At 72.6% G+C, this 22,981-nt stretch carries 26 protein-coding genes; 15 read left to right on the top strand and 11 right to left on the bottom strand.

The features are described from left to right. The first annotated feature begins 102 nt into the window (after positions 1-102). The 5 genes from NAMU_RS22715 (at position 103) to NAMU_RS22735 (ending at position 5,376) form a co-directional block, all read left to right on the top strand. Positions 103-1,806, top strand: a complete 1,704-nt coding sequence (locus NAMU_RS22715; protein ID WP_015749682.1) for an FAD-dependent oxidoreductase — start codon at positions 103-105, stop codon at positions 1,804-1,806. After that, positions 1,803-3,284, top strand: a complete 1,482-nt coding sequence (locus NAMU_RS22720) for an ATP-binding protein (RefSeq protein ID WP_015749683.1) — start codon at positions 1,803-1,805, stop codon at positions 3,282-3,284. Before NAMU_RS22715 ends, NAMU_RS22720 begins: the two co-directional genes overlap by 4 nt. Beyond that, complete coding sequence (lhgO, locus tag NAMU_RS22725; protein WP_015749684.1) at positions 3,281-4,465, top strand: L-2-hydroxyglutarate oxidase; 1,185 nt, start codon at positions 3,281-3,283, stop codon at positions 4,463-4,465. The genes NAMU_RS22720 and lhgO overlap by 4 nt, the downstream gene beginning before the upstream one ends. Positions 4,466-4,647: 182 nt before the next feature. Next, positions 4,648-4,995, top strand: a complete 348-nt coding sequence (locus tag NAMU_RS22730; RefSeq protein WP_015749685.1) for a UBP-type zinc finger domain-containing protein — start codon at positions 4,648-4,650, stop codon at positions 4,993-4,995. 108 nt (positions 4,996-5,103) lie between these two features. Continuing rightward, the gene (locus NAMU_RS22735) at positions 5,104-5,376 is read left to right on the top strand and encodes a hypothetical protein (RefSeq protein ID WP_015749686.1); all 273 of its coding nucleotides are present in this window, start codon (positions 5,104-5,106) and stop codon (positions 5,374-5,376) included. Positions 5,377-5,430: 54 nt separating this feature from the next. Here NAMU_RS22735 and NAMU_RS22740 read toward each other — a convergent pair whose 3' ends face one another. Both NAMU_RS22740 and NAMU_RS27780 read right to left on the bottom strand, forming a co-directional pair. Continuing rightward, entirely contained in the window at positions 5,431-6,699 is a 1,269-nt protein-coding gene (locus tag NAMU_RS22740; protein ID WP_015749687.1) for a threonine/serine exporter family protein, read from the bottom strand. A gap of 22 nt (positions 6,700-6,721) precedes the next feature. Continuing rightward, positions 6,722-7,537, bottom strand: a complete 816-nt coding sequence (locus NAMU_RS27780) for an SAM-dependent methyltransferase (protein ID WP_015749688.1) — start codon at positions 7,535-7,537, stop codon at positions 6,722-6,724. Between the two features lie 121 nt (positions 7,538-7,658). On the opposite strand from NAMU_RS27780, the gene NAMU_RS22750 reads away from it, so the two are divergent. Beyond that, positions 7,659-8,399 (top strand): hypothetical protein, encoded by a 741-nt coding sequence (locus NAMU_RS22750; protein ID WP_015749689.1) that lies wholly within the window; start codon positions 7,659-7,661, stop codon positions 8,397-8,399. An 18-nt stretch (positions 8,400-8,417) separates the two neighbouring features. Here NAMU_RS22750 and NAMU_RS22755 read toward each other — a convergent pair whose 3' ends face one another. Then, positions 8,418-9,200, bottom strand: a complete 783-nt coding sequence (locus NAMU_RS22755) for an alpha/beta fold hydrolase (protein WP_015749690.1) — start codon at positions 9,198-9,200, stop codon at positions 8,418-8,420. A 235-nt stretch (positions 9,201-9,435) separates the two neighbouring features. Next, positions 9,436-9,636: a hypothetical protein gene (locus NAMU_RS22760; RefSeq protein WP_015749691.1), complete on the bottom strand. Its 201-nt coding sequence runs from the start codon at positions 9,634-9,636 to the stop codon at positions 9,436-9,438. 107 nt (positions 9,637-9,743) lie between these two features. Here NAMU_RS22760 and NAMU_RS22765 point away from each other — a divergent pair, with 107 nt between their 5' ends. Continuing rightward, complete coding sequence (locus NAMU_RS22765; protein WP_015749692.1) at positions 9,744-10,130, top strand: DUF1304 domain-containing protein; 387 nt, start codon at positions 9,744-9,746, stop codon at positions 10,128-10,130. Between the two features lie 14 nt (positions 10,131-10,144). Then, entirely contained in the window at positions 10,145-11,074 is a 930-nt protein-coding gene (locus NAMU_RS22770) for an aldo/keto reductase (protein ID WP_015749693.1), read from the top strand. A gap of 6 nt (positions 11,075-11,080) precedes the next feature. Here NAMU_RS22770 and NAMU_RS22775 read toward each other — a convergent pair whose 3' ends face one another. Further along, positions 11,081-11,497 (bottom strand): GatB/YqeY domain-containing protein, encoded by a 417-nt coding sequence (locus tag NAMU_RS22775; RefSeq protein ID WP_015749694.1) that lies wholly within the window; start codon positions 11,495-11,497, stop codon positions 11,081-11,083. Then, entirely contained in the window at positions 11,494-12,399 is a 906-nt protein-coding gene (locus tag NAMU_RS22780; RefSeq protein ID WP_015749695.1) for a LysR family transcriptional regulator, read from the bottom strand. Before NAMU_RS22780 ends, NAMU_RS22775 begins: the two co-directional genes overlap by 4 nt. Positions 12,400-12,471: 72 nt before the next feature. On the opposite strand from NAMU_RS22780, the gene NAMU_RS22785 reads away from it, so the two are divergent. Beyond that, a complete protein-coding gene (locus NAMU_RS22785; RefSeq protein ID WP_015749696.1) occupies positions 12,472-13,545 on the top strand; it encodes a TDT family transporter in 1,074 nt (357 codons plus the stop codon). Here the strand turns inward: NAMU_RS22785 and NAMU_RS22790 are convergent. Then, positions 13,542-14,231: an ABC transporter ATP-binding protein gene (locus tag NAMU_RS22790; RefSeq protein WP_015749697.1), complete on the bottom strand. Its 690-nt coding sequence runs from the start codon at positions 14,229-14,231 to the stop codon at positions 13,542-13,544. The genes NAMU_RS22785 and NAMU_RS22790 overlap by 4 nt on opposite strands. Next, complete coding sequence (locus NAMU_RS22795) at positions 14,228-15,283, bottom strand: FtsX-like permease family protein (RefSeq protein ID WP_015749698.1); 1,056 nt, start codon at positions 15,281-15,283, stop codon at positions 14,228-14,230. Before NAMU_RS22795 ends, NAMU_RS22790 begins: the two co-directional genes overlap by 4 nt. A 164-nt stretch (positions 15,284-15,447) precedes the next feature. Between NAMU_RS22795 and NAMU_RS31545 the strand changes: the two genes are divergently transcribed. The 3 genes from NAMU_RS31545 to NAMU_RS22810 are packed head-to-tail and all read left to right on the top strand — an operon-like array spanning position 15,448 to position 18,381. Then, positions 15,448-16,632 carry an ATP-binding protein gene (locus NAMU_RS31545; protein ID WP_217180597.1) on the top strand — a complete coding sequence of 395 codons (1,185 nt, stop codon included), beginning with the start codon at positions 15,448-15,450 and terminating at the stop codon, positions 16,630-16,632. Continuing rightward, a complete protein-coding gene (locus tag NAMU_RS22805; protein ID WP_015749700.1) occupies positions 16,629-17,252 on the top strand; it encodes a response regulator in 624 nt (207 codons plus the stop codon). The genes NAMU_RS31545 and NAMU_RS22805 overlap by 4 nt, the downstream gene beginning before the upstream one ends. A gap of 46 nt (positions 17,253-17,298) precedes the next feature. After that, positions 17,299-18,381 (top strand): adenosine deaminase, encoded by a 1,083-nt coding sequence (locus NAMU_RS22810; protein ID WP_015749701.1) that lies wholly within the window; start codon positions 17,299-17,301, stop codon positions 18,379-18,381. Here the strand turns inward: NAMU_RS22810 and NAMU_RS22815 are convergent. After that, a complete protein-coding gene (locus NAMU_RS22815; RefSeq protein WP_015749702.1) occupies positions 18,357-18,875 on the bottom strand; it encodes a TrmH family RNA methyltransferase in 519 nt (172 codons plus the stop codon). The two genes, NAMU_RS22810 and NAMU_RS22815, sit on opposite strands and share 25 nt — an antisense overlap. A 126-nt stretch (positions 18,876-19,001) precedes the next feature. Continuing rightward, a complete protein-coding gene (locus NAMU_RS22820) occupies positions 19,002-19,871 on the bottom strand; it encodes a LysR family transcriptional regulator (protein ID WP_015749703.1) in 870 nt (289 codons plus the stop codon). Positions 19,872-19,959: 88 nt separating this feature from the next. Between NAMU_RS22820 and NAMU_RS22825 the strand changes: the two genes are divergently transcribed. Both NAMU_RS22825 and NAMU_RS22830 read left to right on the top strand, forming a co-directional pair. After that, a complete protein-coding gene (locus NAMU_RS22825; RefSeq protein ID WP_015749704.1) occupies positions 19,960-20,331 on the top strand; it encodes a nuclear transport factor 2 family protein in 372 nt (123 codons plus the stop codon). A 143-nt stretch (positions 20,332-20,474) separates the two neighbouring features. Then, entirely contained in the window at positions 20,475-21,230 is a 756-nt protein-coding gene (locus NAMU_RS22830) for an expansin EXLX1 family cellulose-binding protein (RefSeq protein ID WP_015749705.1), read from the top strand. A gap of 19 nt (positions 21,231-21,249) precedes the next feature. On the opposite strand, the gene NAMU_RS22835 is transcribed toward NAMU_RS22830, so the two are convergent. Next, the gene (locus NAMU_RS22835; RefSeq protein WP_015749706.1) at positions 21,250-21,840 is read right to left on the bottom strand and encodes a TetR/AcrR family transcriptional regulator; all 591 of its coding nucleotides are present in this window, start codon (positions 21,838-21,840) and stop codon (positions 21,250-21,252) included. A gap of 117 nt (positions 21,841-21,957) precedes the next feature. Here NAMU_RS22835 and NAMU_RS22840 point away from each other — a divergent pair, with 117 nt between their 5' ends. Next, positions 21,958-22,980, top strand: coding sequence for an NADP-dependent oxidoreductase (locus tag NAMU_RS22840; protein ID WP_015749707.1), 1,023 nt, complete (start codon positions 21,958-21,960; stop codon positions 22,978-22,980). Position 22,981 lies beyond the last annotated feature (1 nt).

The following is a 22,981-nucleotide window of genomic DNA, read 5'->3' on the forward strand; positions in this document are numbered from 1 at the left end:
CCACTGCGGTATTCACGACCGGTGTTCGCCGACGACAGAACACGCATTCGCCCAACTGTGGCAACCTCATCCCGACCGCCCCATCACGCCGGAAGGACGTCGATGACGTCAGCCTCCCCCGCCCCCGCGACCGGCCCCGCGTCCGGCCAAGCCCGCATCGGCATCCTCACGGTCGACGACGATCCCAGCGTCTCCCGCGCGGTCGCCCGCGATCTGCGCCGCCGCTACGGCAAGAACTACCGGATCATCCGGGCCGAGTCCGGCCAGCAGGCGCTGGACACCCTGCATGAGATGAAGCTGCGCGGCGACCAGGTGGCGCTGCTGCTGGCCGACCACCGGATGCCGCAGATGGACGGTATCCAGTTCCTGGAGCGGGCCATGGACATCTATCCCAAGGCTCGCCGGATCCTGCTCACCGCCTACGCCGACACCGAGGCCGCGATCACCGCGATCAACGTCGTCGACCTGGACTACTACCTGCTCAAGCCGTGGGATCCGCCGGAGGAGAAGTTCTACCCGGTCATCGACAACGAGCTCGACCAGTGGAAACGCAGCGACCACACCCCCGTGGCCCAGACCAAGGTGGTGACCACCCGCTGGTCGGCCCGGTGCAGCGAGGTCAAGGACTTCCTGGCCCGCAACCAGGTCCCCTTCCGCTCCTACCTGTCCGACGACGCCGAGGGCGAGCGGCTGCTGGCCGCGGCCGGGGTCACCGCCGGCCAGCTGCCGGTGGTGATCACCGCGGACGGTCAGGTGCTCGTCGAGCCGAGCGATTCCGAGCTGGCCGGGCAGGTCGGGCTGACCACCGACCCGGCCGAGGACTTCTACGACCTGATCGTCGTCGGCGCCGGACCGGCCGGCCTGGGCGCGGCCGTGTACGGGGCGTCCGAAGGCCTGCGCACGGTGTTGATCGAGCGGCTGGCCACCGGCGGGCAGGCCGGACAGAGCTCCCGGATCGAGAACTACCTGGGCTTTCCGGACGGGGTGTCCGGCGCCCAGCTGACCGAGCGGGCCCGCCGGCAGGCGCTCAAGTTCGGCGCCGAGATGATCACCACCCGGGACGCCTGCGCGGTCGAGGTGAACGGCTCGGCCCGCACGGTCCGGTTCGCCGACGGCGGCAGCATCGACGCGCACACCGTGATCCTGGCGACCGGGGTGTCCTGGCGGCGGCTGGAGGCGCCCGGCCTGGACGAGTTCACCGGCCGCGGCGTGTTCTACGGCTCCGCCCTGTCCGAGGCCCCGGCCAGCAAGGGGCAGGACGTCTACATCGTGGGCGGGGCGAACTCGGCCGGCCAGGCCGCGGTCTACTTCAGCCGGTACGCCCGCTCGGTGACCATGCTGGTGCGCGGGCCGTCGCTGGCCGCGTCCATGTCCTACTACCTGATCAAGCAGATCGAGGGCATCGAGAACATCACCGTGCGGCCCTGCACCGAGGTCGTCGCCGGGCACGGCACCGACCACCTGGAGGGCCTGACGCTGCGCGACAGCGCCACCGGCCAGGAGGAGCAGGTCGCCACCGGCCTGCTGTTCGTCTTCATCGGCGCGGCGCCGCGCACCGAATGGCTCGACGGGGTCGCGGTGCGCGACGCCCGCGGGTTCGTGCTGGCCGGCCCTGATCTGATGCTCGACGGCGAGCGGCCGGTCGGCTGGGAGCACGACCGCGACCCCTACCTGCTGGAGAGCAGCGTGCCCGGCGTGTTCGTCGCCGGCGACGTGCGGGCCAACTCGGTCAAGCGGGTCGCCTCGGCCGTCGGCGAGGGCGCCATGGCCGTCACCCTGGTCCACCGTTACCTGGAGACACGATGAGCGAGCAGCTGATCCCCACCGAGCCGCAACGCTGCAGCCCCGACGAGCTGCGCACCCTGTTCCTGTTCGAGAAGCTCACCGACGAGCAGCTGGACTGGCTGTGCACCAACGGCTGGGTCAAGCTCTTCGAGCCGGGCCCGGTGTACGCCGAGGGTGATCCGGCGACCTGCTTCTATGTGCTGATCGAGGGCACCATCGCGCTGTCCCGGCGGGTCGGCCCGGACGACGTGGAGACCACTCGCACCTCCCAGCCCGGCGTCTACGCCGGCGCCTGGCGTTCCTACCTGGGCGAACGGGCGCCGGAGACCTACAACAACACGATGCGGGCGGTGGCGCCGTCCCGGTTCTTCGTGCTCGACGCCCCGCTGTTCGCCCAGGCGATGCGGGAGTGGTTCCCGATGGCCGTGCACATGCTGGAGGGCCTGTTCTACGGCATCAAGAGCACCAACGACGCGGTCAACCAGCGGGAGCGCCTGCTCGCGCTGGGCTCGCTGTCGGCCGGCCTGACCCACGAACTGAACAACCCCGCGTCGGCGGCCGTGCGAGCCACCGCGGCGCTGCGGGAACGGGTCGCCGGCATGCGGCACAAGCTGGCCATCATCTCCACCGGCAAGTACGCCATCAACCTCGAGCCGCTGGTCGCCCTGCAGGAGGAGGCGGCCGCGCTGGTCGCCAAGGCCCCCACGCTGTCCCCGATCGAGGTCGGCGACGCCGAGGACGAGATCGGCGAGTGGCTCGACGAGCGGGAGATCCCCTATGCCTGGGACATCGCGCCGACGTTCGTGCAGGCCGGCATCGACGTCGGCTGGCTGGAGAAGGTCAGCGCCACGGTGCCCGAGGGCACCCTGGACGGCGCCCTGAAGTGGCTGTACTACACGGTCGAGACCGAGCTGTTGATGAATGAGATCCACGACGCCACCACCCGGATCTCCACCCTGGTCGGCGCGGCCAAGCAGTACTCGCAACTGGACCGGGCCCCGTTCCAGACGGTCGATGTGCACGAGCTGCTGGACAGCACCCTGACCATGCTCAGCGCCAAGCTGGCCGGGCTGCAGGTGGTCAAGGAGTACGACCGCAGCGTGCCCGCGATCCCGGCCTACCCGGCCGAGCTGAACCAGGTGTGGACCAATCTGATCGACAACGCGCGGGACGCCATGGGCGGGCAGGGCACGCTGACCGTGCGTACCTCCTCCGACGGTGAGTGCCTGACGGTGGAGATCGGCGACACCGGACCCGGCATCCCACCGGAGATCCAGGGCCGGATCTTCGAGCAGTTCTTCACCACCAAGCCGGTCGGCGAGGGCACCGGACTTGGCCTGGACATCTCCTGGCGGATCGTGGTCAACAAGCATCACGGGGACCTGACCGTGCTCTCGGTGCCCGGAGACACCCGGTTCCGGGTCCGGCTGCCGCTGACCGGGCCGCAGGACAGCGCGACCGCGCTGGCCGGCGCGGCCGACGAGCCGACCGATTCGTGACCGACGTCCTGATCGCCGGCGCCGGCATCGTCGGGCTGGCCACCGCCTACGAACTGTCCCGGCGCGGGCACTCGGTCACCGCGCTGGACAAGGAACCCGAGGTCGCGGCCCACCAGACCGGTCACAACTCGGGCGTCATCCACTCCGGCCTGTACTACGCCCCAGGCAGCCTCAAGGCCACCCTGGGGGTGCGCGGGGCCGAGTCGATGCGCGACTTCGCCCAGGAGCACGGGGTGGCCGTCGACATCTGCGGCAAGCTCGTCGTGGCCACCACCCAGGCCCAGGTGCCGGCCCTACTGCGGCTACTGGACCGGGGCCGGGCCAACGGGGTGCCGGTGCGGCTCATCTCGCCCGAGGAGGCCCGCGAGTTCGAGCCGCATGTGGCCTGCGTGGCCGCGCTGCGGGTGGACACGACCGGCATCGTCGACTTCCGCGGGGTCTGCGCCGCCTTGGCCCGGCTGATCGGCCAGAACGGCGGCCAGGTCCGGCTGGGCACCGAGATCGTCGGCATCGACGGGCGTTTCGACGGGGTGACGGTGACCACCACGGCCGGGGAGTTCACCGCGGCGCAGTTCGTCAATTGCGCCGGGCTGCACTCGGACCGGCTGGCCCGGCTGGCCGGGCTCGACCCGGCGGTGCGGATCATCCCGTTCCGCGGGGAGTACTTCGAGCTCGCCGCCGCGCAGGAGTACCTGGTCACGGGGCTGATCTACCCGGTGCCGGACCCGACGTTGCCGTTCCTGGGGGTGCATCTGACCCGGATGATCGCCGGTGGCGTGCACGCCGGGCCGAACGCCGTGCTGGCCCTGGCCCGGGAGGGGTACACCTGGGGCGCGGTGGACCGCCACGACGTCAGCGACAGCCTGGCCTGGCCGGGGCTGTGGCGGCTCGGCCGGCGGTACTGGCGCACCGGCATCAGCGAGGTGGCGCGCTCGGTCTCGGACAAACGGTTCCTGGCCAGCCTGCGCGAGCTGGTGCCGGAGCTGCCCGACGGCTGCCTGCGACCCTCGCACGCCGGGGTGCGGGCCCAGGCGCTGCACCGCGACGGCCGGCTGGTCGACGACTTCTACTACGAGCGCGGCATCCGCCAGGTGCATGTGCTCAACGCCCCGTCCCCGGCGGCCACCGCGTCGCTGGAGATCGGCCGGCGGATCGCCGACGAGGTCGAGGCGCCGTGGTGACCCCGACCCGCACCTGGACCCACCCCAACCGGACACACCCCGACCGGACACACCCTGACCGGACACCCCCAGCCGGACCCACACCCCGGCCGGAGTTGATCATGGGAAGGATGCCGTTCTGACGGTGTCAGAACGGCATCCTTCCCATGATCAACAGCACACGAGAGAGGCAGGACAGCGTCATGAGCCAGATCGCCGGCATCGACCCGACGGCCACCCCCAGCGGCAACGGCTGCGCCGAATGTCTGGACAACGGGGGCTGGTGGTTCCACCTGCGCCGCTGCGCCCAATGCGGGCACATCGGCTGCTGCGACAGCTCGCCCGCGCAGCACGCCAGCGCGCATTCCCGCACGTCCGGGCACCCGCTGATCCAGAGCTTCGAACCCGGCGAGGACTGGTTCTGGAGCTACCCGGACGAGCAGTTCTACCAGGGCCCGACGCTGGCCCCGCCGCACCACCGCCCGCCGAACCAGCCGGTGCCCGGGCCCGCCGAACACGTGCCGGCCAACTGGCGCAGCCAGCTGCACTGACCGGGCAGGCCACCCCGTCGGTTGCCCGGGCCGACCGGCCGGGCATAGCCTGCGAGTCCGTCCGGTCGCCATTCGGGCGTGCCGGTGGGAACCGAAGGGGGTCCCGTCATGGGTCTTGATGATTTGGTGAACCAGGCCAAGAACCTGCTCGGGCAGAGCGAGGACAAGGCGCAGAACGCAGCCGACGCCGCCGCTGCGGGCGACAACAAGGCCGCCGCCGCCGATGCCGGTGCGGCCGCCGGTCTGATCGACAAGGCCAAGGAGCTGCTCACCGACGAGCGGATCGATCAGGTCGCCGGCGCGATCAAGGGCAAGACGCCCGACAACATCGACACGGTCGTCGATCAGGTCGCGGAGAAGGCCAAGCAGTTCAACGACTGACGTATCGACCCGGCTTCGGCTCCGATCGGGGTCGAAGCCGGGGTCGGGCCGGCGTCAGCGGGCGAAGGCCCAGCGGCGGTCGGTGAGCATCCGGGCCAGCGCCAGTCCGATCGGCAATGCCATCGTGACCAGCGCGGCCTGCGCGAATGTGCCGACCGCCGCAGCCGCGTCACCCTGCGAGACCGCGTAGACCCCGCGGTAGAGCAGCACGCCGGGCACCATCACCAGCACCGCCGGGACCGACAGGGTGATCCGGGGCACCCGCAGCATCGGACCGGCCGCCGCGGTGAGCAGCCCGACCAGCAGCGCCGCCAGGGCGGCCGCCGCCTGCGGCGGCACCTCCAGCCGCACCAGCTCCAGGCGCAGCACGTTGGCGACCATGCCGATCAGCCCGGCGGCCAGGGCCATCCGCCAGGTGCCGTTGAACATCAGCGCGAACCCGGCGACGCCGGCGAAGCTGGCCGCCGCCTGCAGCGGGATCAGCACGGGCAGGCTCAGCACCGGGCCCGGCAGGGTGGCCGGGGTCAGGTCGAACGCGATCGCCACCGCCCAGACGGCCAGCGCCGCGGACAGGGCGATGAGCACCGCGTAGGTCAACCGGGCCACCCCGGCGGACAGGTCGAGCCGGGCCAGGTCCAGCCCGGCGGTCACCAACGGGAAGCCCGGAATCAGGAACAGCACCGCGGCGACGTAGCCGGCCTGGTGGGCGGCCACCGGTTCGTCGATCAACCGCAGCGATTCGACGAAGCCCAGGAAGACGAAGCAGGCGGCCGCCGCGGCGACGATCGTGGCGCCGAAATGGTTGAAGTGCCGGCCCAGCAGCAGGCGGCGGACCAGCTGGCCGGCCCAGCCACCGAGCAAAGCCCCGGCCACCTCGTACGGTCCCCCGCCGATCAGGAAGCAGAACGCGGCGCAGGCCAGGCCGGCCCAGAGCCCGCCCAGCAGCACCCCGAGCCGGGGCGGCTGGCCCTCGATCCGGTCCAGCGCGTCGGCCACCACGTCGACCGGCACCGGCCGTGGGCGGCGTTCGACCTCGACGGAGAGCGCCTCCAGCGCGGCCAGCCGGGAGGCGTTGACGCCGACCGTGGCCACCTCGGCGACCTCGGTGCGGAAGCTGCGACCCCGGTGCGAGGTCGAGGTGATCTCGGTCAGCGTGACCTGCGCGTGGTGCCGGTCGATCCCGAGCGCGGCGGCGATCCGAGCCATCGTCTCCTTCACCCGGTAGCTGCCGGTGCCCGCGGACAAGGAGAGCAGCCCGGCGCGCAACACCACCCCGGACTGCCGGATCAGCAGGAGTTCGTCGTCATCGGGCTGCGTGGGCACCTCGTGATCATTGCCGACCGGCTCAGCGGCGGCGGAAGACCAACCGGTGATGCTGCAGCAGCCCCCGCTGCAGGACGTCCTGCAGCGCGTGCCCGCCCACCAGCATCTGCGACCACCGGTGGTGGGGCGCCGCCCGGCGCAGCAACGGCTGGCCCGCCGCGATCAGCCGGTCCCGGGGCCGGCCCAGGTTCTGGTAGCCGGACAGGTCGGTGTCCTCGACCAGGTCGAATTCGGCCCGATCGGCCAGCCGGATCAGCGCCGATCCGGTCAGCAGGCTGTCGTAGTGCCAGCTGCGGCGCACGGTCTGCACGCTCGGCTCGTCCGCGTCGGCTCCTTCGGCCAGCAGGTCGTCGATGATGACCAGCCGGCCACCCGGCGCCAGCACCGCGGCCGCCTGGCTCAGGTAGCGATCGGCGGCGGGCGCATGGATGAACGCCTCGATCGAGTAGGCCAGCCCGAACGTCCCGAGATCGGCCGGCAGGTCGCAGAAGTCGGCCTCGACGAAGCGCAGCCGGGCGGCGTCCGCGGACCGGGCCGCGATCCGGCGGGCGATCCGCACCTGACGGCCGCTGATCGTCACCCCGACGAGGTCGGCCCGGCTGCGCGCGCCCAGGTACCGCATCGCCGCGCCCACCCCGCAGCCCAGGTCGAGCACCCGGCCGCCGTCCCGGACGCCCACGGCATCGAGCTGCTCATCGACCAGCCGGTGCGCGAAGTCCAACGCCTGGGCCCGCCCGCGAACGCCGGGGCCGTGCAGCTCGCGGTGGATGGCCTGGCCGCTGCCGACCAGCAGGAACTGCCAGGTGTTGGCCTCGTAGAACTCGCGGACGCGGCTCACACGGGCTCCCGGGGGGTCGATCGCGGTGGCCCCGGCCGGAATCCGCCGAGGCTGGACGGCCCACCGTAACCGGGGCCGGCGGGCCTACCCTGGATGCACCGGCCGAGATGGGGCGATCACCATGCTGATGCTGGAACACCGCGGCGCGATGACCCATCGGCACCCGGCGGGTCGGCGACCCGGGCAGGTGTCCGGGTCCCCGGAGCAGGCCGTGCTCGACCTGCAGCGCAGTGCCGGCAACCGGGCGGTGGCCGCGTTGCTGGCCGGCTCGCGGCCGACCGTCCAGCGGTACCAGGTCCAGGACTGCGGATCGGGCGCGGGCGCCGCCCATCCGGCCTCCGCGGTGTACGCGGCGCACGGCCGGGCCCGCACCATGCTCTCCATCGCCGAGACCGAGAGTGCGACCCCCAGCGACCCGACCGTGCGGGCACTGGCCCGCAAGTACTTCAAACTGACCGTGCCGGCGATGACCAACCGGGACAAGCGGCTGTGGTTCGGCCGGGTGCGCCAGGTGCTGGCCGGAATGAGCCGGGGCCAGGACGGCACCACCTACGAATGCGAGCCGCGCCAGTCCTGGAAGGACGGGTTGTGCACCGAGGGCACGATGGCGGTGACCCTGCTCAACATCCACCTGTGCCCGGCCTGGTGGAAGCTGACGTCGGTGGACGACCGGGCGTTCGTCCTGCTGCACGAATGGGCCCATAAGTACGGCCCGTCGGTCCATCAGATCTTCGAGACCTACTGCGACGCAAGCGAGTTCGCCACCCAACCGGCTGAGGATCTGGTCGCCGAGCCGGACGCCTACGCCAGCTACATCTTCGAGCTGGTCACCGGGTCGGCCCCGTCGTCGACGGTCTGCTGACCGCTCGGTCCGGCCCGGTCAGGCCGCCCGCCCGGCCAGGAACGCGGTGATCCGCGAGCCGAGGTCGCTGGCCGACGTGACGATCTCCAGATGCCCGCCGGGCACCAGGGCCAGCGTCGCCCGCGGGATCAGGTTGGCCAGGATCATCGCGTTGGCCGGCGGCACGATCGGGTCGTCCAGGCCGCCGACCACCAGGGTCCGCTGCGCGATCAGCGGCAGGAACGGCAGGCTGGTCCACCACATGACGGCGGAGAGCTGGTAGAGGTAGCCGCGCAGGTCGGTGGGCTGGTGGGTGCGGGTGAACGCCGAGCGCTTGGCCTCGGCGCCGGGCGCGGCCGAGATCACCTCGGCGATGACGGAGGCGTCGGTGGCGTCGGCCAGCTCCCGCGGGATGAGCATCTCCCGGAACGCCTGCGGGGTACCGGGCACCGACAGCGCGCCGGTGCTGGTGCTGACCAGGATCAGGTTCCGCACCCGGGAGCCGCGCTGCAGGGCGAACTGCTGGGCCAGGGCGCCACCCCAGGAGTAGCCCATCAGGTCGACCTCGTCGTGCCCGAGCTCGTCCAGCAGTTCGTCGAGCACCCCGGCCAGCTGCGGCAGCCCGTAGGGCAGGGTGACCGCCGGCGAGGCGCCCACCCCCGGCGGGTCGAAGCGGATGACCTCGATGGCCGGGTCGAGCGCGCTGACCAGCGGGTCAAGAATGCGCAGGCTGGCCCCGATCCCGTTGCACATCAGCAATGGCCGCCGCGACCCGTCACCGGGGCGCACGTCCACGTGCAGGTCCACATCGCCGATCTTCAAGGCCGAGCGCTCCTGTCCGGCGCGCGGGCCGGGACAGCGGCCGTGCGACCGCGTCGTGGTCGTGGGACGTTGATCATTGTCACACCCGGTGGGCCGGTCGAGGCGCGGCGCCACACCCGGCACTGCCAGCCCGGGCGGGCTGATCAACTCGGCGAAACTGGGTCCGGTATGACCGTTTTCGCGCCGAGTTGGTCAGCCCGCCGGCGCCGGCGCGCCCATGGTGGCGCGAACCCGGTCAGTCCTCGCTGCTGCTGCGCCGGGCCAGGTAGGCCAGGGCGTCGGGGTCGGTGGCCACCAGGCGGTCGGCCTCCTCGCCGCCGTCGCAGCGACGCAGGGACACGGTGACCGCCCCGGGTCCACGGGCCAGGACGAGCCAGGATCCGCCGGCGTCCGCCCAGCGGCGGATCCGGCCCAGGTCGCCGGTGTGGTCGGTCACGACCGCGACGGTAGCCCCGTCGGTGAGGCCCGCACCAGGCCCCCAAGCGGCCGCCCGCCCGGTACGGAATGCTGGGTCGGGCACGCAGTGCACGGAAGGAGGCCGTCGTGGTGGTCCTGGCTCTGGTGGCCGCCGCACTGGCGGCACTGATCCACGTCTACATCTTCTATCTGGAATCGCTGGCCTGGGCGGCGCCGGCCACCCGTCGCACCTTCGGCACGTCCGAGCAGGAGGCGCAGGCGACCCGGCAGCTGGCGTTCAACCAGGGTTTCTACAACCTGTTCCTGGCCGTGGTCGTGCTGGTCGGCAGCGGGTTCGTGGTGGCCGGGTCGACCGCCATCGGGGCGACGCTGGTGTTCGCCGGCGCGGGTTCGATGGTGGCGGCGGGACTGGTGCTGGTGCTGTCCGACCGGAGCAAGGCACGTGCCGCCCTCATCCAACTGGCGGCCCCGTTGGTCGCCGTCGTGGCCCTGGCCATCGGCCTGGCCGGCTGACGAATCGGGAGATCATGAAGCGCATCACTCTTGGCCAGACCACCGCACCGAACGTCGTTCTCGGCCTGATGCGGATCGCGGACCGAACGGACGAGCAGATCCGCAGCCTGATCGGCGCGGCCCGCGACGCCGGGATCGACTTCTTCGACCACGCCGCGGTCTACGGCGACCAGCTGCACGGCTGCGAGCGCCGGTTCGCCGACGCCATGCAGCTCACGCCGTCAGCCCGGGCCGAGATCACCCTGCAGACCAAGGCCGGGATCGTGCCCGACGGGCCGTACTTCGACTTCTCCTACGAGCACCTGATCACCTCGGCCGAGGACTCGCTGCGGGCCCTGCGCACCGACTACCTGGATGTGTTCCTGCTGCACCGGCCGGATGCGCTGGTCGAGCCGGACGAGGTGGCGCGCGCGTTCGACGAGCTGGAAGCGGCCGGCAAGGTCCGGGCCTTCGGCGTCTCCAACCACACCCCGCGGCAGATCGACCTGCTCCGGACGGCGGTGCGCCAGCCGCTGGTCGCCAACCAGCTGCAGCTCTCGATCACCCACGCGCCCATCATCGGACAGGGGGTGGCCACCAACATGGCCGGCGTGGACCAGTCGAGCACCATCGACGGCGGCGGCGTCCTGGACTACTGCCGGATCAACGGCATCACCGTGCAGGCCTGGTCGCCGTTCCAGGCCGGGTTCTTCACCGGGGTCTTCCTGGGTGCGCCCGAATACCCCGAGCTCAACGCCGTCATCGACCGGCTGGCCGCGGCCTACGACGTGCCGCCGATCGCGATCGCCACCGCGTGGATCACCCGGCACCCGGCGAACATGCAGGTGGTGCTGGGCACGACGAACGCCGAACGGGTGGCCGGGGCGGTGCAGGGTTCGGACATCCCGTTGACCCGACCGGAGTGGTACGAGCTGTTCCGGGCCGCCGGCTACCGGGTGCCCTGAGGCCGGTCAGTCCGGCTGGTAGCCGCGGATCAGCTCGGCCTGCCGGCGCAGCCGCGTGGCCGCGTCCGTCTGCCCCAGACCGTGGTAGGTCTGCGCCTCGGCCGTCCACTCGTCGACCTGGGTCCGCAGGATCTCGTGCAGGTCGGCCAGGGTCAGCTCCCGCCGCGGCACCTCGGTCGAGCCCAGCCCGACCGCGGCGGCGGCGACGTGCTCGCTGGTCACCAGCGGAGCGGCGGCCGGCCATGGGGTCGACGAGTGGGCCGGCAATGGGGTCGGCACCGGCACGGCTTCGGCGTTGTCGAAGGCGGCCAGCACCACCCGTAGGGCGGCCACGTCGTCGGGTCGCCGCGCCTTCATCGCCGTCTTGAGATCGGCCCGCATCCGGGCCCGTAGGGCCGCGGCACCCTCGTCCGCCGCGGTCATCGGGTCCGCCGGTCCCGGCCGGAGGCAATCATGATCAGCTCACCCACCGGCCCCGACGGCTGAGCCGGCCCGGCCCAGACCGCCCGCAGGGAGCGGTGCAGGCGCAGGTCCATCGGCACGGCCACCAAGGTACCGGCGTCGATCATGGCGGCTACCGCGAGCCGGGACAGCACGGCCAGGCCCGCCCCGCTGGCCACCGCCACCCGGACCGTCGCGTTGCTGCCCGCCTCCTGCACCGGCTCGATCGGCGGGAGTCCGCGGCTGCGCAGCGCGTGGTCCAGGGCCACCCGGGTGCCGGATCCGGCCTCGCGAGTGACCAGCGGCCAGTCGGCCAACGCGGTCAGCGGGAGCGGACGGCGCCGGCGGGTCAGCGGGTGGCCGGGCGGGGCGACCAGCAGCAGCTCGTCCTCGCCGACGACCCGGTGATTCAACCCGCCCGGGGCGTCCGGGCCCTCGATGAAACCGACGTCGCACTGTCCCCGCATCAGCTGGCCGATCACCTCGGTCGAGTTGCAGACCTCGGTCCGGATGCGCAGGTCGGCGCGCCGCCGCCGCAGGTCGGCGACCCACCCGGGGACCAGGTTCTCGGCCACGGTGTGGCTGGCGGCCAGGGTCAGGGTGCTGGGCCCCTCGCCCAGCGCCTCGACCCCGTCGGCGAGCCGGCGGGCGGCGGCCAGCAACTCACGCGACCACTCGACGACCACCAGGCCCTGGGCGGTCAGGGTGGCGCCGGTGGTCGACCGGTGGATCAACGGGAGTCCGAAGCGGCGTTCGAGCCGGGCGATCGACCGGCTGACGTTCGGCTGAGCCATCCCGGTCGCCCGGGCGGCGGCGGCCAGACTGCCGTGGTCGGCCAAGGCCACCAACGCCTCCACCGCGGCCAGATCCGGCCAATCCGCCATATCCACAGGATATGGCCCAGGTAGCGAATCGACGACTACCGGGCCGGCCCCGGCGGGCCGAAACTCGAAGACATGACCACCACGCTGCTGCCCCACCGCCCGACCCGGACCGCGCTGCCGGCGGTCGGGCCGGCCTGGTACGGCGCCGTGATGGGCACCGCGATCCTGACCACGCTCACCCAGACCCTGGTGCCCGGGCTGTGGGTGGCCCAGGTGTTACTGGTGCTGTCCTGGCTGCTGCTGGTGGGGCTGACCGCCGGATTCGCCGCCCACACGCGGCGCCACCCGGGCACGCTGGCGGCCAGCGTCCGGGTCGGGGCGCTGCCGTTGTGGGGCATGGTCTCGATGGGGATGCTGGCCGTCGGATCGGCGACGGCGGCGGTGCTGCCGGCGTGGGCACCGGCGCTGGCCGGCGTGGCCGTCGGGTTGGACGCGGCGCTGTGGGTGCTGGGCACCGCGCTGGGGTTGGCCACCGCCGTCGGCTTCGCCACGCTGCTGGTCCGGTCCGACGCCGGTGCGCCGACCACGGTCTGGGGCCTGGCCGTGGTGCCGCCGATGGTCTCGGCGACGGTCGGCGCCGGGCTGGTGCCGCATCTGGCCCCCACCCTGCAGGTGACGATGCTGCTGGTCACGGCGGCCTGCTTCGTACTCTCGCTGACCCTGGGCGCAGTGATCTTCGCGGTCGCCTACCACCACCACTGGCGGGTGGCCGGGCTGGCCGTCGCCGCCAGCACCACCGCCTGGATCCCGCTGGGCGTGGTCGGCCAGTCGACCGCGGCCGCGCAGGCGATGGCCGGGTCGGCCGGGCCGCTGCTGCCGGCCGGGCCGGCCGGCCTGCTGCAGGACCTGGCCAACGACTACGGCGTGCTGATGCTCGGCCTCGGGGTCCCGCTGGCCGCCTGGGCGGTGGCGATGACCGTCCGCGGGTTCCGCCGGCGGATGCCGTTCGTGCCCGGCTGGTGGTCGCTGACGTTCCCGATCGGCACCCTGGCCCTGGGCGCGCACCTGCTCGGGGTCGGCAGCGGGATGACCGGGTTCCTGGTCGCCGGGACGGTGCTGGTGCTCGTGCTGGCCGGGACCTGGACGCTGTGCGCGGTGGCCAGCGTCCGCGCGGTGCTCCGGAGCCGGGTCGCCGGCGCCCGTTAGGCGGCTGCGGGCGTGCTCACCCGGCCGTCGACCAGCTGCACCGCCTCGTCCAGCTGCGGCAGGTGTTCCAGGTCGTGGGTGACCAGCAGGGTGGCGGTGCCCCGCTCGGCGGTGAGCCGGACGATCAGCTCGACGACGGCCGCCCCGGCCACCGAGTCCAGCGCGCTGGTCGGCTCGTCGACCAGCAGCACGGCCGGCTGGTTGACCAAAGCCCGGGCCAGATTGACCCGCTGCCGCTGCCCGCCGGAGAGCTGGTGCGGGCGCCGGCCCTCCAACCCGGCCAGGCCGACCGCGGCCAGCAGTTCGCGGGCCTGCTCGCGCACCGCCCCCCGGCGGCCCCGGGACCCGGCTTCGCCCAGTTCGTTCATCACCTGCACCTGCTCCAACGCGGTCAACGACGGCAGCAGGTTGGCCTGCTGGAACATGATGCCGATCCGGGTCCGGCGCAGCCGGGACGCCTCCGCGGCGGACAGGCCGACCGCGTCGACGCCGTCGATGACGACCCGGCCGGCGTCCGGCGCGACCAGGGTGGCCGCCACCGCGAGCAGGCTGGACTTGCCCGAGCCGCTCGGTCCGGTGATGCCGGTGACGGTGCCGGGCCGGCCGGTCAGGCCGACCCGGTCCAGGGCGGTGACCCGTCCGTCGCCGTCGGGGTAGGTGAGGGTGACGTCGTCCAGGGTGATCATCGGTTGCTCCCGAGTGCGGTGAGGGGGTCGGCGGCGGTGACCGGGCGCAGCGCGACGGCCGCGCCGATCAGGCCGAGCACGACGAGCAGGGCGGCCGGTCCGAAGATGGTCAGCGGGGTGAGCAGGAACGGCACCGCGGCCGGCATCGCCGACCCGACGGCGGCGACCACGGCGGTGCCCACGCCGACGCCGAGGGCCAGCACCACGGCGGCCTGGCCGATGCTGTCCCGGCGCAGCGAGCCGGTGGAGGCCCCCAGGGCCTTGAGGATCGCCACATCGCCCCGGCGCTGCATGCCCCAGACGACGAAGAACGCGCCGACCACCAGGGCCGAGATGGCCAGCAGCAGTCCGATGATCAATCCGAGGGAGCCGATCTCCGAGCGGAACGCGCCGATCTGCGGCAGCGCCTGCAGCGGTCCGGCGGACTGGGTGCCGGTGGCCGTATCGATGGCCGCGACGTCGGCGTCGCCGCGGACGATCAGCGCCGTCGCCGCGCTGCCACCGGATCCGAGGGTCCGGCTGATCTGCTGCCAGTCGGCCAGGGTCGTCCACACCACCGGGGTGTGCGAGTACCAGGCGTCGGGCGTGATGGCCGCGACGGTGTAGGTGGCGCCGGCGATCTCGACCGGGTCACCGACCGCGGCGCCGAGCGCGGCGGCCGCCGGGGCGGAGAGCGAGACGGTGCCGTCGGCGGCCGGCACGGCCGGGTCCAGGGTGCTGGGCCCGCCGAACAGGGCGACCCCGGTGCTGGTGGCGCCGTGTGCGGCTCGCAGCTGGCTGATGCCCAGCGGGCTGACCTGGGCCGGGGCGGCCCGGCTGGTCCATTCGGCGGTCTGGGTGTCGGTCAGCGACGAGTCGGCGAAGGACTGCGCCCCGGCGGCGGTGACGATCCGGGTCGCGTCCAGGCCGAGCACGGCCGAGACGTTCTGGGCGGCCAGGCCGCCGGTGAGCCCGGTCAGGAAGCCGACCAGGACGGTGATGAGGGCAACGACGCCCGCGATGAGCGCGAACCGGCCGCGGGCAGCCCGCAGGTCGCGCCAGGCGACGAACACGATGATGGTCCTTTCCACAGGTACTGCATGAGGTCTCCAGCCTCGTCAGCCGGGGCCCGGCCGGCATCGCCCCGGGGAACGCTCTGCGCCGCGCGCAGGGTGCACCCGCGGGTCCACCTTTCGATGGATTCGCCGCGGTGAACGGGTCCGATACCGTGGGCGCGGTGCCCGTGTCTCACCTGAGCCCCGTGTTCGTGGGGCTGCGCACCGGGCTGCACGTGCTGGTCGCCGGCCTGGCCCTGTTCGTGGTCGCCCAGGCCTGGTCGGCCGGCCGCCCGTCCGCCGTCGCGATCACGCTCGTCGCCGCCGCCTTCCTGGTGGTGTACGCGGCCGGCTTCGTCACCCGCGCCGACCGCAACCGGATCCGGTTCTGGAGTCGCATCTGGGTGGCCGCACTGTCGGTGCTGTGGATGGCGCTGATCTGGCTGACCCCGGAGGCGGCCTACCTGGCGTTCCCGTTGTTCTTCCTCTACCTGGAGGTCATGCCCGGCTGGCGCGGGCCGTTCACCGTGGCGCTGGCCACCGTGGTGGCGATCCTGGGCAGCGGCTGGGCCGGCGGCTGGACCGCCGGCGGCATCCTCGGCCCGATCATCGGCGCGGCGGTGGCGATCCTGATCGGTGCCGGCTACCACTCGCTGCAACGGGAGGCGGCCGAGCGGGAGCAGCTGGTCGCCGAACTCGTGGCCACCCGGGCCGAGCTGGCCCACCAGGAACGGGCGGCCGGCGCAGCCCAGGAGCGGGCCCGGCTGGCCCGGGACATTCACGACACCCTGGCCCAGGGCCTGTCCAGCATCCAGATGCTGCTGCAGGCCGCCGAGCGGGCCGACCCGACCGGTCCGTCGGCCGGCCACGTCCGGCTCGCCCTGGCCACCACCGCCGACAACCTGGCCGAGGCCCGCACTCTCGTGCGTGAACTCACCCCGGCCCCGCTGGCCGACGCCGGCCTGGTCGCCGCACTGCGCCGGCTCGCCCAGACCCAATGGCAGCGACCGGATCTGGCCGTGACCATCGAGGCCGACGAGGCGCTGGACCTGCCGATGGCGACGCAGACGGCGCTGCTGCGCCTCGCCCAAGGGGCGATGGCCAACGTGCTGCAGCACGCCCGGGCGACCCGGGCCACCATCGGCATCAGCCGCCGGCCGGCGGCGGTGCGGCTGACGGTGCGCGACAACGGGATCGGTTTCGACGTCGACCACTGGCAGCCACCCGCCGGCGGGCCGGATTCGTTCGGCCTGGCCGCCGCCCGCACCCGGGTCGAGCAGCTCGGCGGCACCTTGGAACTGACCACCGCGCCGGGGCGGGGCACCACCGTCACCGTCGAGCTGCCCGTCGCGATGGTGACGGCATGATCCGGATCCTGCTGGTGGATGACCATCCCGTGGTCCGCCTGGGCCTGCGGGCGTTGTTCGACCAGGAGGACGACCTGACCGTCGTCGGCGAGGCCGGCACGCCCGAGGAGGCCGTCGCCGCGGTCCGCGAGCTGCAACCCGACCTGGTGCTGATGGACCTGCAGCTGGGCCGGGCCGGCAACGGGGCCGACGTCACCCAGGCGATCCGGTCCGGTCCCGACGCCCCACCGGTGCTGATCCTGACCAACTACGACACCGACGGCGACATCATCCGCAGCATCGAGGCCGGGGCCAGCGGCTACCTGCTCAAGGGCGCCCCGCCCGACGAGCTGCTGCTGGCCGTGCGGTCGGCCGCGGCCGGGGAGAGCGCGTTGGCCCCACCGATCGCGTCCCGGTTGCTGGAGCGGTTGCGCACCCCGCAGACCAGCCTGAGCCCGCGGGAGATCGAGGTGCTGGAGCGGGTGGCCGCCGGCCGCAGCAATGGGGAGATCGCCCGCGAGCTGGTGATCACCGAGCAGACCGTCAAGTCGCACCTGGTGCACATCTACACCAAGCTGGGCGTCTCCTCGCGGACCGCGGCCGTCTCCCTGGCCCGGGAGCGGGGCATCCTGCGCAGCTGACGTCCGCGCCATCACCGACGAAACCACCGCCCACCAGGAGGATGTCGTGCCCGCCGACGAGAAGTCCCTGAGCGCCTACATCGCCGGCCTGCCCAAGGCGGAACTGCATGTGCACCACGTCGGCTCGGCCGGCGTGGACGCGGTGGCCCGGCTGGCCACCCGGCACGCCGGGTCGACCACGGTGCCCCAGGACCCGGCCCGGCTGGCCGAGTACTTCGCCTTCGACGACTTCGCCCACTTCATCCAGGTCTACCTCTCGGTCGTCGACCTGATCCGCGACCCGCAGGACATCGCCGACCTGACCTACGACGTCGGCGCCGGGCTGGCCGCCCAGCAGGTCCGGTACGCCGAACTCACGCTGACGCCCTACACCTCGGTGGTCCGCGGCATTGCCGCCGAGGCCTACTGCGAGGCGGTCGAGGACGCCCGGGTCCGGGTCGAGCGCGACCACGGGGTGGTGCTGCGCTGGTGTTTCGACATTCCCGGTGAGTCCGGGGTGCCGGCCGCTGCCCTCACCCGGGACATCGCGCTGGGCCTGCGCCCGGAGGGTCTGATCGCCTTCGGCCTGGGCGGACCCGAGATCGGCGTGCCCCGAGCGCAGTTCGTCCCCTTCTTCGACGAGGCCCGGGCGGCCGGGCTGCGCAGCATCCCGCACGCCGGGGAGACCACCGGGCCGGAGACGGTCTGGGATGCCCTGCACCTGCTGGGCGCCGACCGGGTCGGCCACGGGATCGCCGCCGCCGACGACGAGCGGCTGCTCAATCACCTGGCCGAGCAGCAGATCCCGCTCGAGGTCTGCCCGACGTCCAACGTCTGCACCGGGGCGGTCCGCTCGCTGGCCGAGCATCCGCTGCCCCGGTTGGTGGCCGCCGGGGTGCCAGTGAGCATCAACTCCGACGATCCGCCGATGTTCGCCACCACCCTGGGCCGGGAGTACGAGGTGGCCGCCGACCTGCTGGACCTGGACCACCAGGGCGTGGCCGAGCTCGCCCGCGCCGCCGTCCGGCAGTCGTTCCTGGACGGGCCGGGCCAGCGCGCCCTGCTGGCCGAAATCGACGCCTACGACGCCGCCTGGCCACGCGATCGGGCGGGCGCGGTGGCCGATCACACCAGCCCGGCCAGCCGGTAGAGCACCAGCGATCCGGCCACCGCGACGTTGAGGCTGTGGCCGGTGCCGACCATCGGGATCTCCACGGCCAGGTCGGCCCGGTCCAGACCCTCCGGCGGCACCCCGCTCTGTTCGTGGCCCAGCAGCATGACCGTCCGCTGCCGGGCCACCGGCAGGTCGGCCAGCCGGACCGACTCGTCGGTGAGTTCAACGGCGACGACCATGCTGCCCGTCGCGCGGTGCCCGTCCAGCCAGGCGCCGACGTCGCGGCCCACCCAGTGCACACAGCTCGGCCGGCGCAGGGTGTTGCCCTGGGCCAGCGCCTCGGGCACCCAGGGCAACCGGGGCACGGCCAGACAGGCGCCGACCGCGTCGCAGGTGCGCAAAAGGGTGCCCAGGTTGACGCCGTACTTGGGCCACAGCGGGGCCGCGATCAGGTGGTCCCAGCAGGAGTGGGTGCCCCGCCGGCGTTGCCGGCGCAGGTCGGCGCGGCTGCGCAGCCGCGGCGCGCTCATCGGGGCGGGACGGTGACCGTCCCCTCGGGGTGCACGGTGGTGCCGGACTGGTTCATCGCAGACGGTGCTTGGCGGCGCACCGGGGCCATCGACGGCGCTGATTTCAGCGAACGGAACGGGCCGCCATCATAAGTCCGGATCGAGCTGCTGCAGAAGGGCGCGGGCGGCTCGGCCGGGCCGCGCCGACCAGAGAAGGCCGAACCGGGACCGGGCCAGCGGGTCGTCGATCGGCAAGGCCACCACGTCGTCCCAGCCGGCGCAGGTCGTCGCGCTGAGCACGCCGACCCCCAGATCGCGGGCGGCCAGCATCCGCACGGTGGCCGGCGCCGACACCTCCCAGCGTGGGTCCGCCGCAGCGCCGGCGCGGGCCAGCACGGCATCCAGGGCGGTCCGGGCGCCGGTGCCGGCGGGCAGGGCGATGAGGTCGACGACGCCCAGCTCCCCCGGGTCGACGGCGGCCCGATCCGCCCACCGGTGGCCCGGCGCGACGATCGCGACCAGGGCGTCGTCGATGACGATGCGGGAGGGCAGCCCGGGCGGCGGCTCGCCGGCCCACCCGGCGACGGCGATGTCCAGGCGGCCGTCCCGCACGCCGGCGACCAGGTCGTCGGAATTGCCCTCGTGCAGGCGCAGATCGACCCCGGGGTGCCGGGTGTGCAGCGCCGCCAAGGCGTCCACCAGCCGCGGCCAGGCCAGCCCGGTGACGGTGCCGATCCGCAGCGACCCGACCACCAGCCCGCGCAGGTCGTGGGCGGTGGCACTCACCTGCGCCACCGCGGTCAGCACCGACCGGATCGCCGGGAGCAGCGCGCGCCCGGCCGGGGTCAGGGTCACCCGGCGGGGCGATCGGTCGATCAGGCTGACGCCCAGTTCCCGCTCCAGCTTCTGAATCTGGGTGCTGACCCCCGACTGGCTGATCCGCACCGCCTGGGCGGCGGCGCTGAAGGATCCCTCGTCGACGACGGCCAGGAAGTACCGCAACTGATGCAGCTCCATAACCCAGGAAGATAGTTCTGATCTGATCTTGATGTTGGACAGATAGTTCGCGGCGGCCGAGGCTGGAGTTCGACGAGAGGAGCGCTCCATGAACCAGACCGAGACGAACCAGACCGAGGCGACCAGGACCGCGGCAACCACCTACTTCGACGCCTGGCGGGCGCGGGACTTCGAACGGCTGCGGACCGTGCTGGCGCCGGACGTCGACTTCGTCGGGGTCATGGGCACCGCGACCGGCGCCGACGAGTGCATCGCCGGGCTGCGCGGGATGGCCGAGTCGATCATGACCGACCTGGTCCTGCAGGCCCGCGTGGTCGAGGGCGCGGACGCGATGACCTGGTTCGACCTGATCACCGCGCGCACGCCGCCCATTCCCACGGCGAACTGGAGCCACGTCGAGGACGGCCTAATCACCCGGATCCGGGTCACCTTCGACCCACGGCCGCTGTTCGGCACCTGACCGGGCTGCACCCGATCGGACGCCGGCATTCGGGTGAAACTGCGGTGCAAGCGTCCATCGATCCTGTGACTCTTTCCACCTGCCTGGTCACGGTGGGCAACTTCATGTCACTCTCTGGATTTACTCGTCCGTCCAGCCGGTCAATGGCGACCGGAGTTGAACCGATCAATCCGGAGTTCTCGTTGCTGACCGAATCCACCACGCCGCTCGCCGGTGCCCGCCGGCCGCGCCGGCGCACGGCCGTTGCCCTGCTGATCGGGGCCGTCGCGGCCACGCTGCTGCTGGCCGCGCCGCCGGCCGCCGCGGCGACCAGCGGCAAGGCCACCCACTATGAGGCGACCGGGGGGAGCACGACGAACGGCAACTGCTCGTTCCCCGCCCTGCCGGCCGACAAGCTCTACGTCGCGGTCAGCCCGACCGAGTACGCCAAGGGTGCGGCCTGCGGCACCTACCTGGACGTGACCGGCCCGCGCGGAACGGTCCGCGTCGTGGTCATGGACAAGTGCCCCGAGTGCGCGACCGGGCACATCGACCTGAGCAAGACGGCGTTCGCCAAGATCGGCGCGCTCAGCGACGGCATCATCCCGGTCACCTACAGCACGGTGAAGAACCCGACCGTCCCGGCACTGAACTTCCGGTTCAAGAACGGCTCCTCCCGGTGGTGGTTCGCGCTGCAGGTGCTCAACCACGGCAACCGCCTGCAGTCGGTGTCGGTGCAGGTCAACGGCAAATGGGTGGCCGCGACGCTGGCCGACTACAACTACTGGATCTACCAGCCGGGCGCCGGTCCCGGGCCGTACACGCTGCTGGTCAAGGACATCTACGGCCAGCAGGCGATCGTCTCCGGCGTCACCATGTCGCCGACCCTGGTGCAGACCACCACCGCGCGACTCAAGTAGGCCGGCGATCCGGGGCCGGTCAGCCGGCCGGCTCTGGATCGACCAGCGTCAGGGCGGCGTCGAGGCACCGCGCGGCCTGCTCGGCGTCGACCCGGATCAGGGTGAACGCAGCCACGACCTGCCCGGTACAGGCATCGGCCAGGCACGCCCGCGCGGCCGGGTCCAGCTCCGGCCGGGCCGCATCGACGCCGCGACTGATCGCGGCCCGCAGCTCGGCACAGTAGGCGCCGACCGCCCGCGCCACCGTGTCGTCGCCGGCCAGCGGCGCGGATGCCGTGTTGAGCAGCAGGCAGCCGTGATCCGCCGGCAGCGTCCCGCTGCTGCGCAATGCCGTGCGGAGCCCGACCAGGTAGTCGACCAGCGCAGCCGGCTGCACCTGCGGGGCGGTCAACGGCTGCCACCGCGGGCGGGCGACCTCGTCGAGATAGCTGGCCACCGCGGCGTCGAACAGCCCCCGCTTACTGCCAAAGCTGTGATAAATGCTCGACGCGCTGAGCCCGGTGGCCTCCTGCAGCTCGGGCAGGGATGCCGATTCGAAACCGCGGGTCCAGAACACCGCGCGGGCCGCGCGCACGACCTCGGCGGGGTCGAAGGTCTTGGTGCGACCCATCGCGGGCTCCCGTCGCTCAGACTTGTGGAATGTTCGCTCCAGTATATATTGGAGTGGTCACTTCACAAACCTGATGACCGGCTCACGCCGGCCCGTACACATGGCAAGGGAACTTCGATGTCGACCGTTCGCAGCACCCAGATCCAGCTCGTCACCCGTCCCTCGGGGTGGCCGACCCCGGAGAACTTCCGCACCGTCACCGTCGAGTACGGCGACCTGCAGCCCGGTCAGGTCCGGGTGGTCAACGAGTTCCTCTCGGTCGACCCTTACATGCGCGGACGGATGAACGACGTCAAGAGCTACATCCCGCCCTTCGCCCTGGGCGAGACGATGACCGGCGGCGCGATCGGCCGCGTGGTGGCCTCCACCGCCGACGAGCTGCCGGTCGGCGCCGTCGTGCTGCACCAGTACGGCTGGCGCGACGTGGTCCAGGAGGACGCCGCCGGATTCCGGCTGGTGCCCGAGGTGCCGGGCGTCCCGCTGTCGCTGCGACTGGGCATCCTGGGCATGACCGGCCTGACCGGCTACGTCGGGTTGACCGCCATCGCCGAAATGAAGCCGGGCGACACCGTCTTCATCTCGGGCGCGGCCGGCGCGGTCGGCACTGCAGCCGGCCAGATCGCCCGTCTGCTCGGCGCGAAGCGGGTCATCGGCTCCGCCGGCTCGGCCGAGAAGGTCGCCAGGCTGACCGAGCGCTACGGCTACGACGCCGCGTTCAACTACAAGGACGGCCCGGTCGCCGACCAGCTGGCGGCCGCCGCTCCGGACGGCATCGACGTGTTCTTCGACAACGTCGGCGGCGAGCACCTCGAGGCCGCCCTCGACGCGCTCAACCCGGGTGGCCGCGTCGCGCTGTGCGGCGCCATCTCCGCCTACAACGAGACCGGCCGACCGGCGGGTCCCTCCAACATGTCGAACATCATCACCCGCGGGCTGACCCTCAAGGGCTTCACCCTCGGCGGGTACTTCCACCTGAGCGGCGAATTTTCCGAGCGGATGACGGAGTGGTTCTCCGCCGGCGAGATCGCCTACGACGAGACCATTGTCGACGGCATCGAGCACACGGTCGACGCCTTCCTGGACATGATGCGCGGGGCCAACACCGGCAAGATGCTGGTCCGCGTCGGCTCGTCCGACTGAA

Source organism: Nakamurella multipartita DSM 44233 (genome assembly GCF_000024365.1).
GTDB classification, from domain to species: Bacteria; Actinomycetota; Actinomycetes; order Mycobacteriales; family Nakamurellaceae; genus Nakamurella; species Nakamurella multipartita.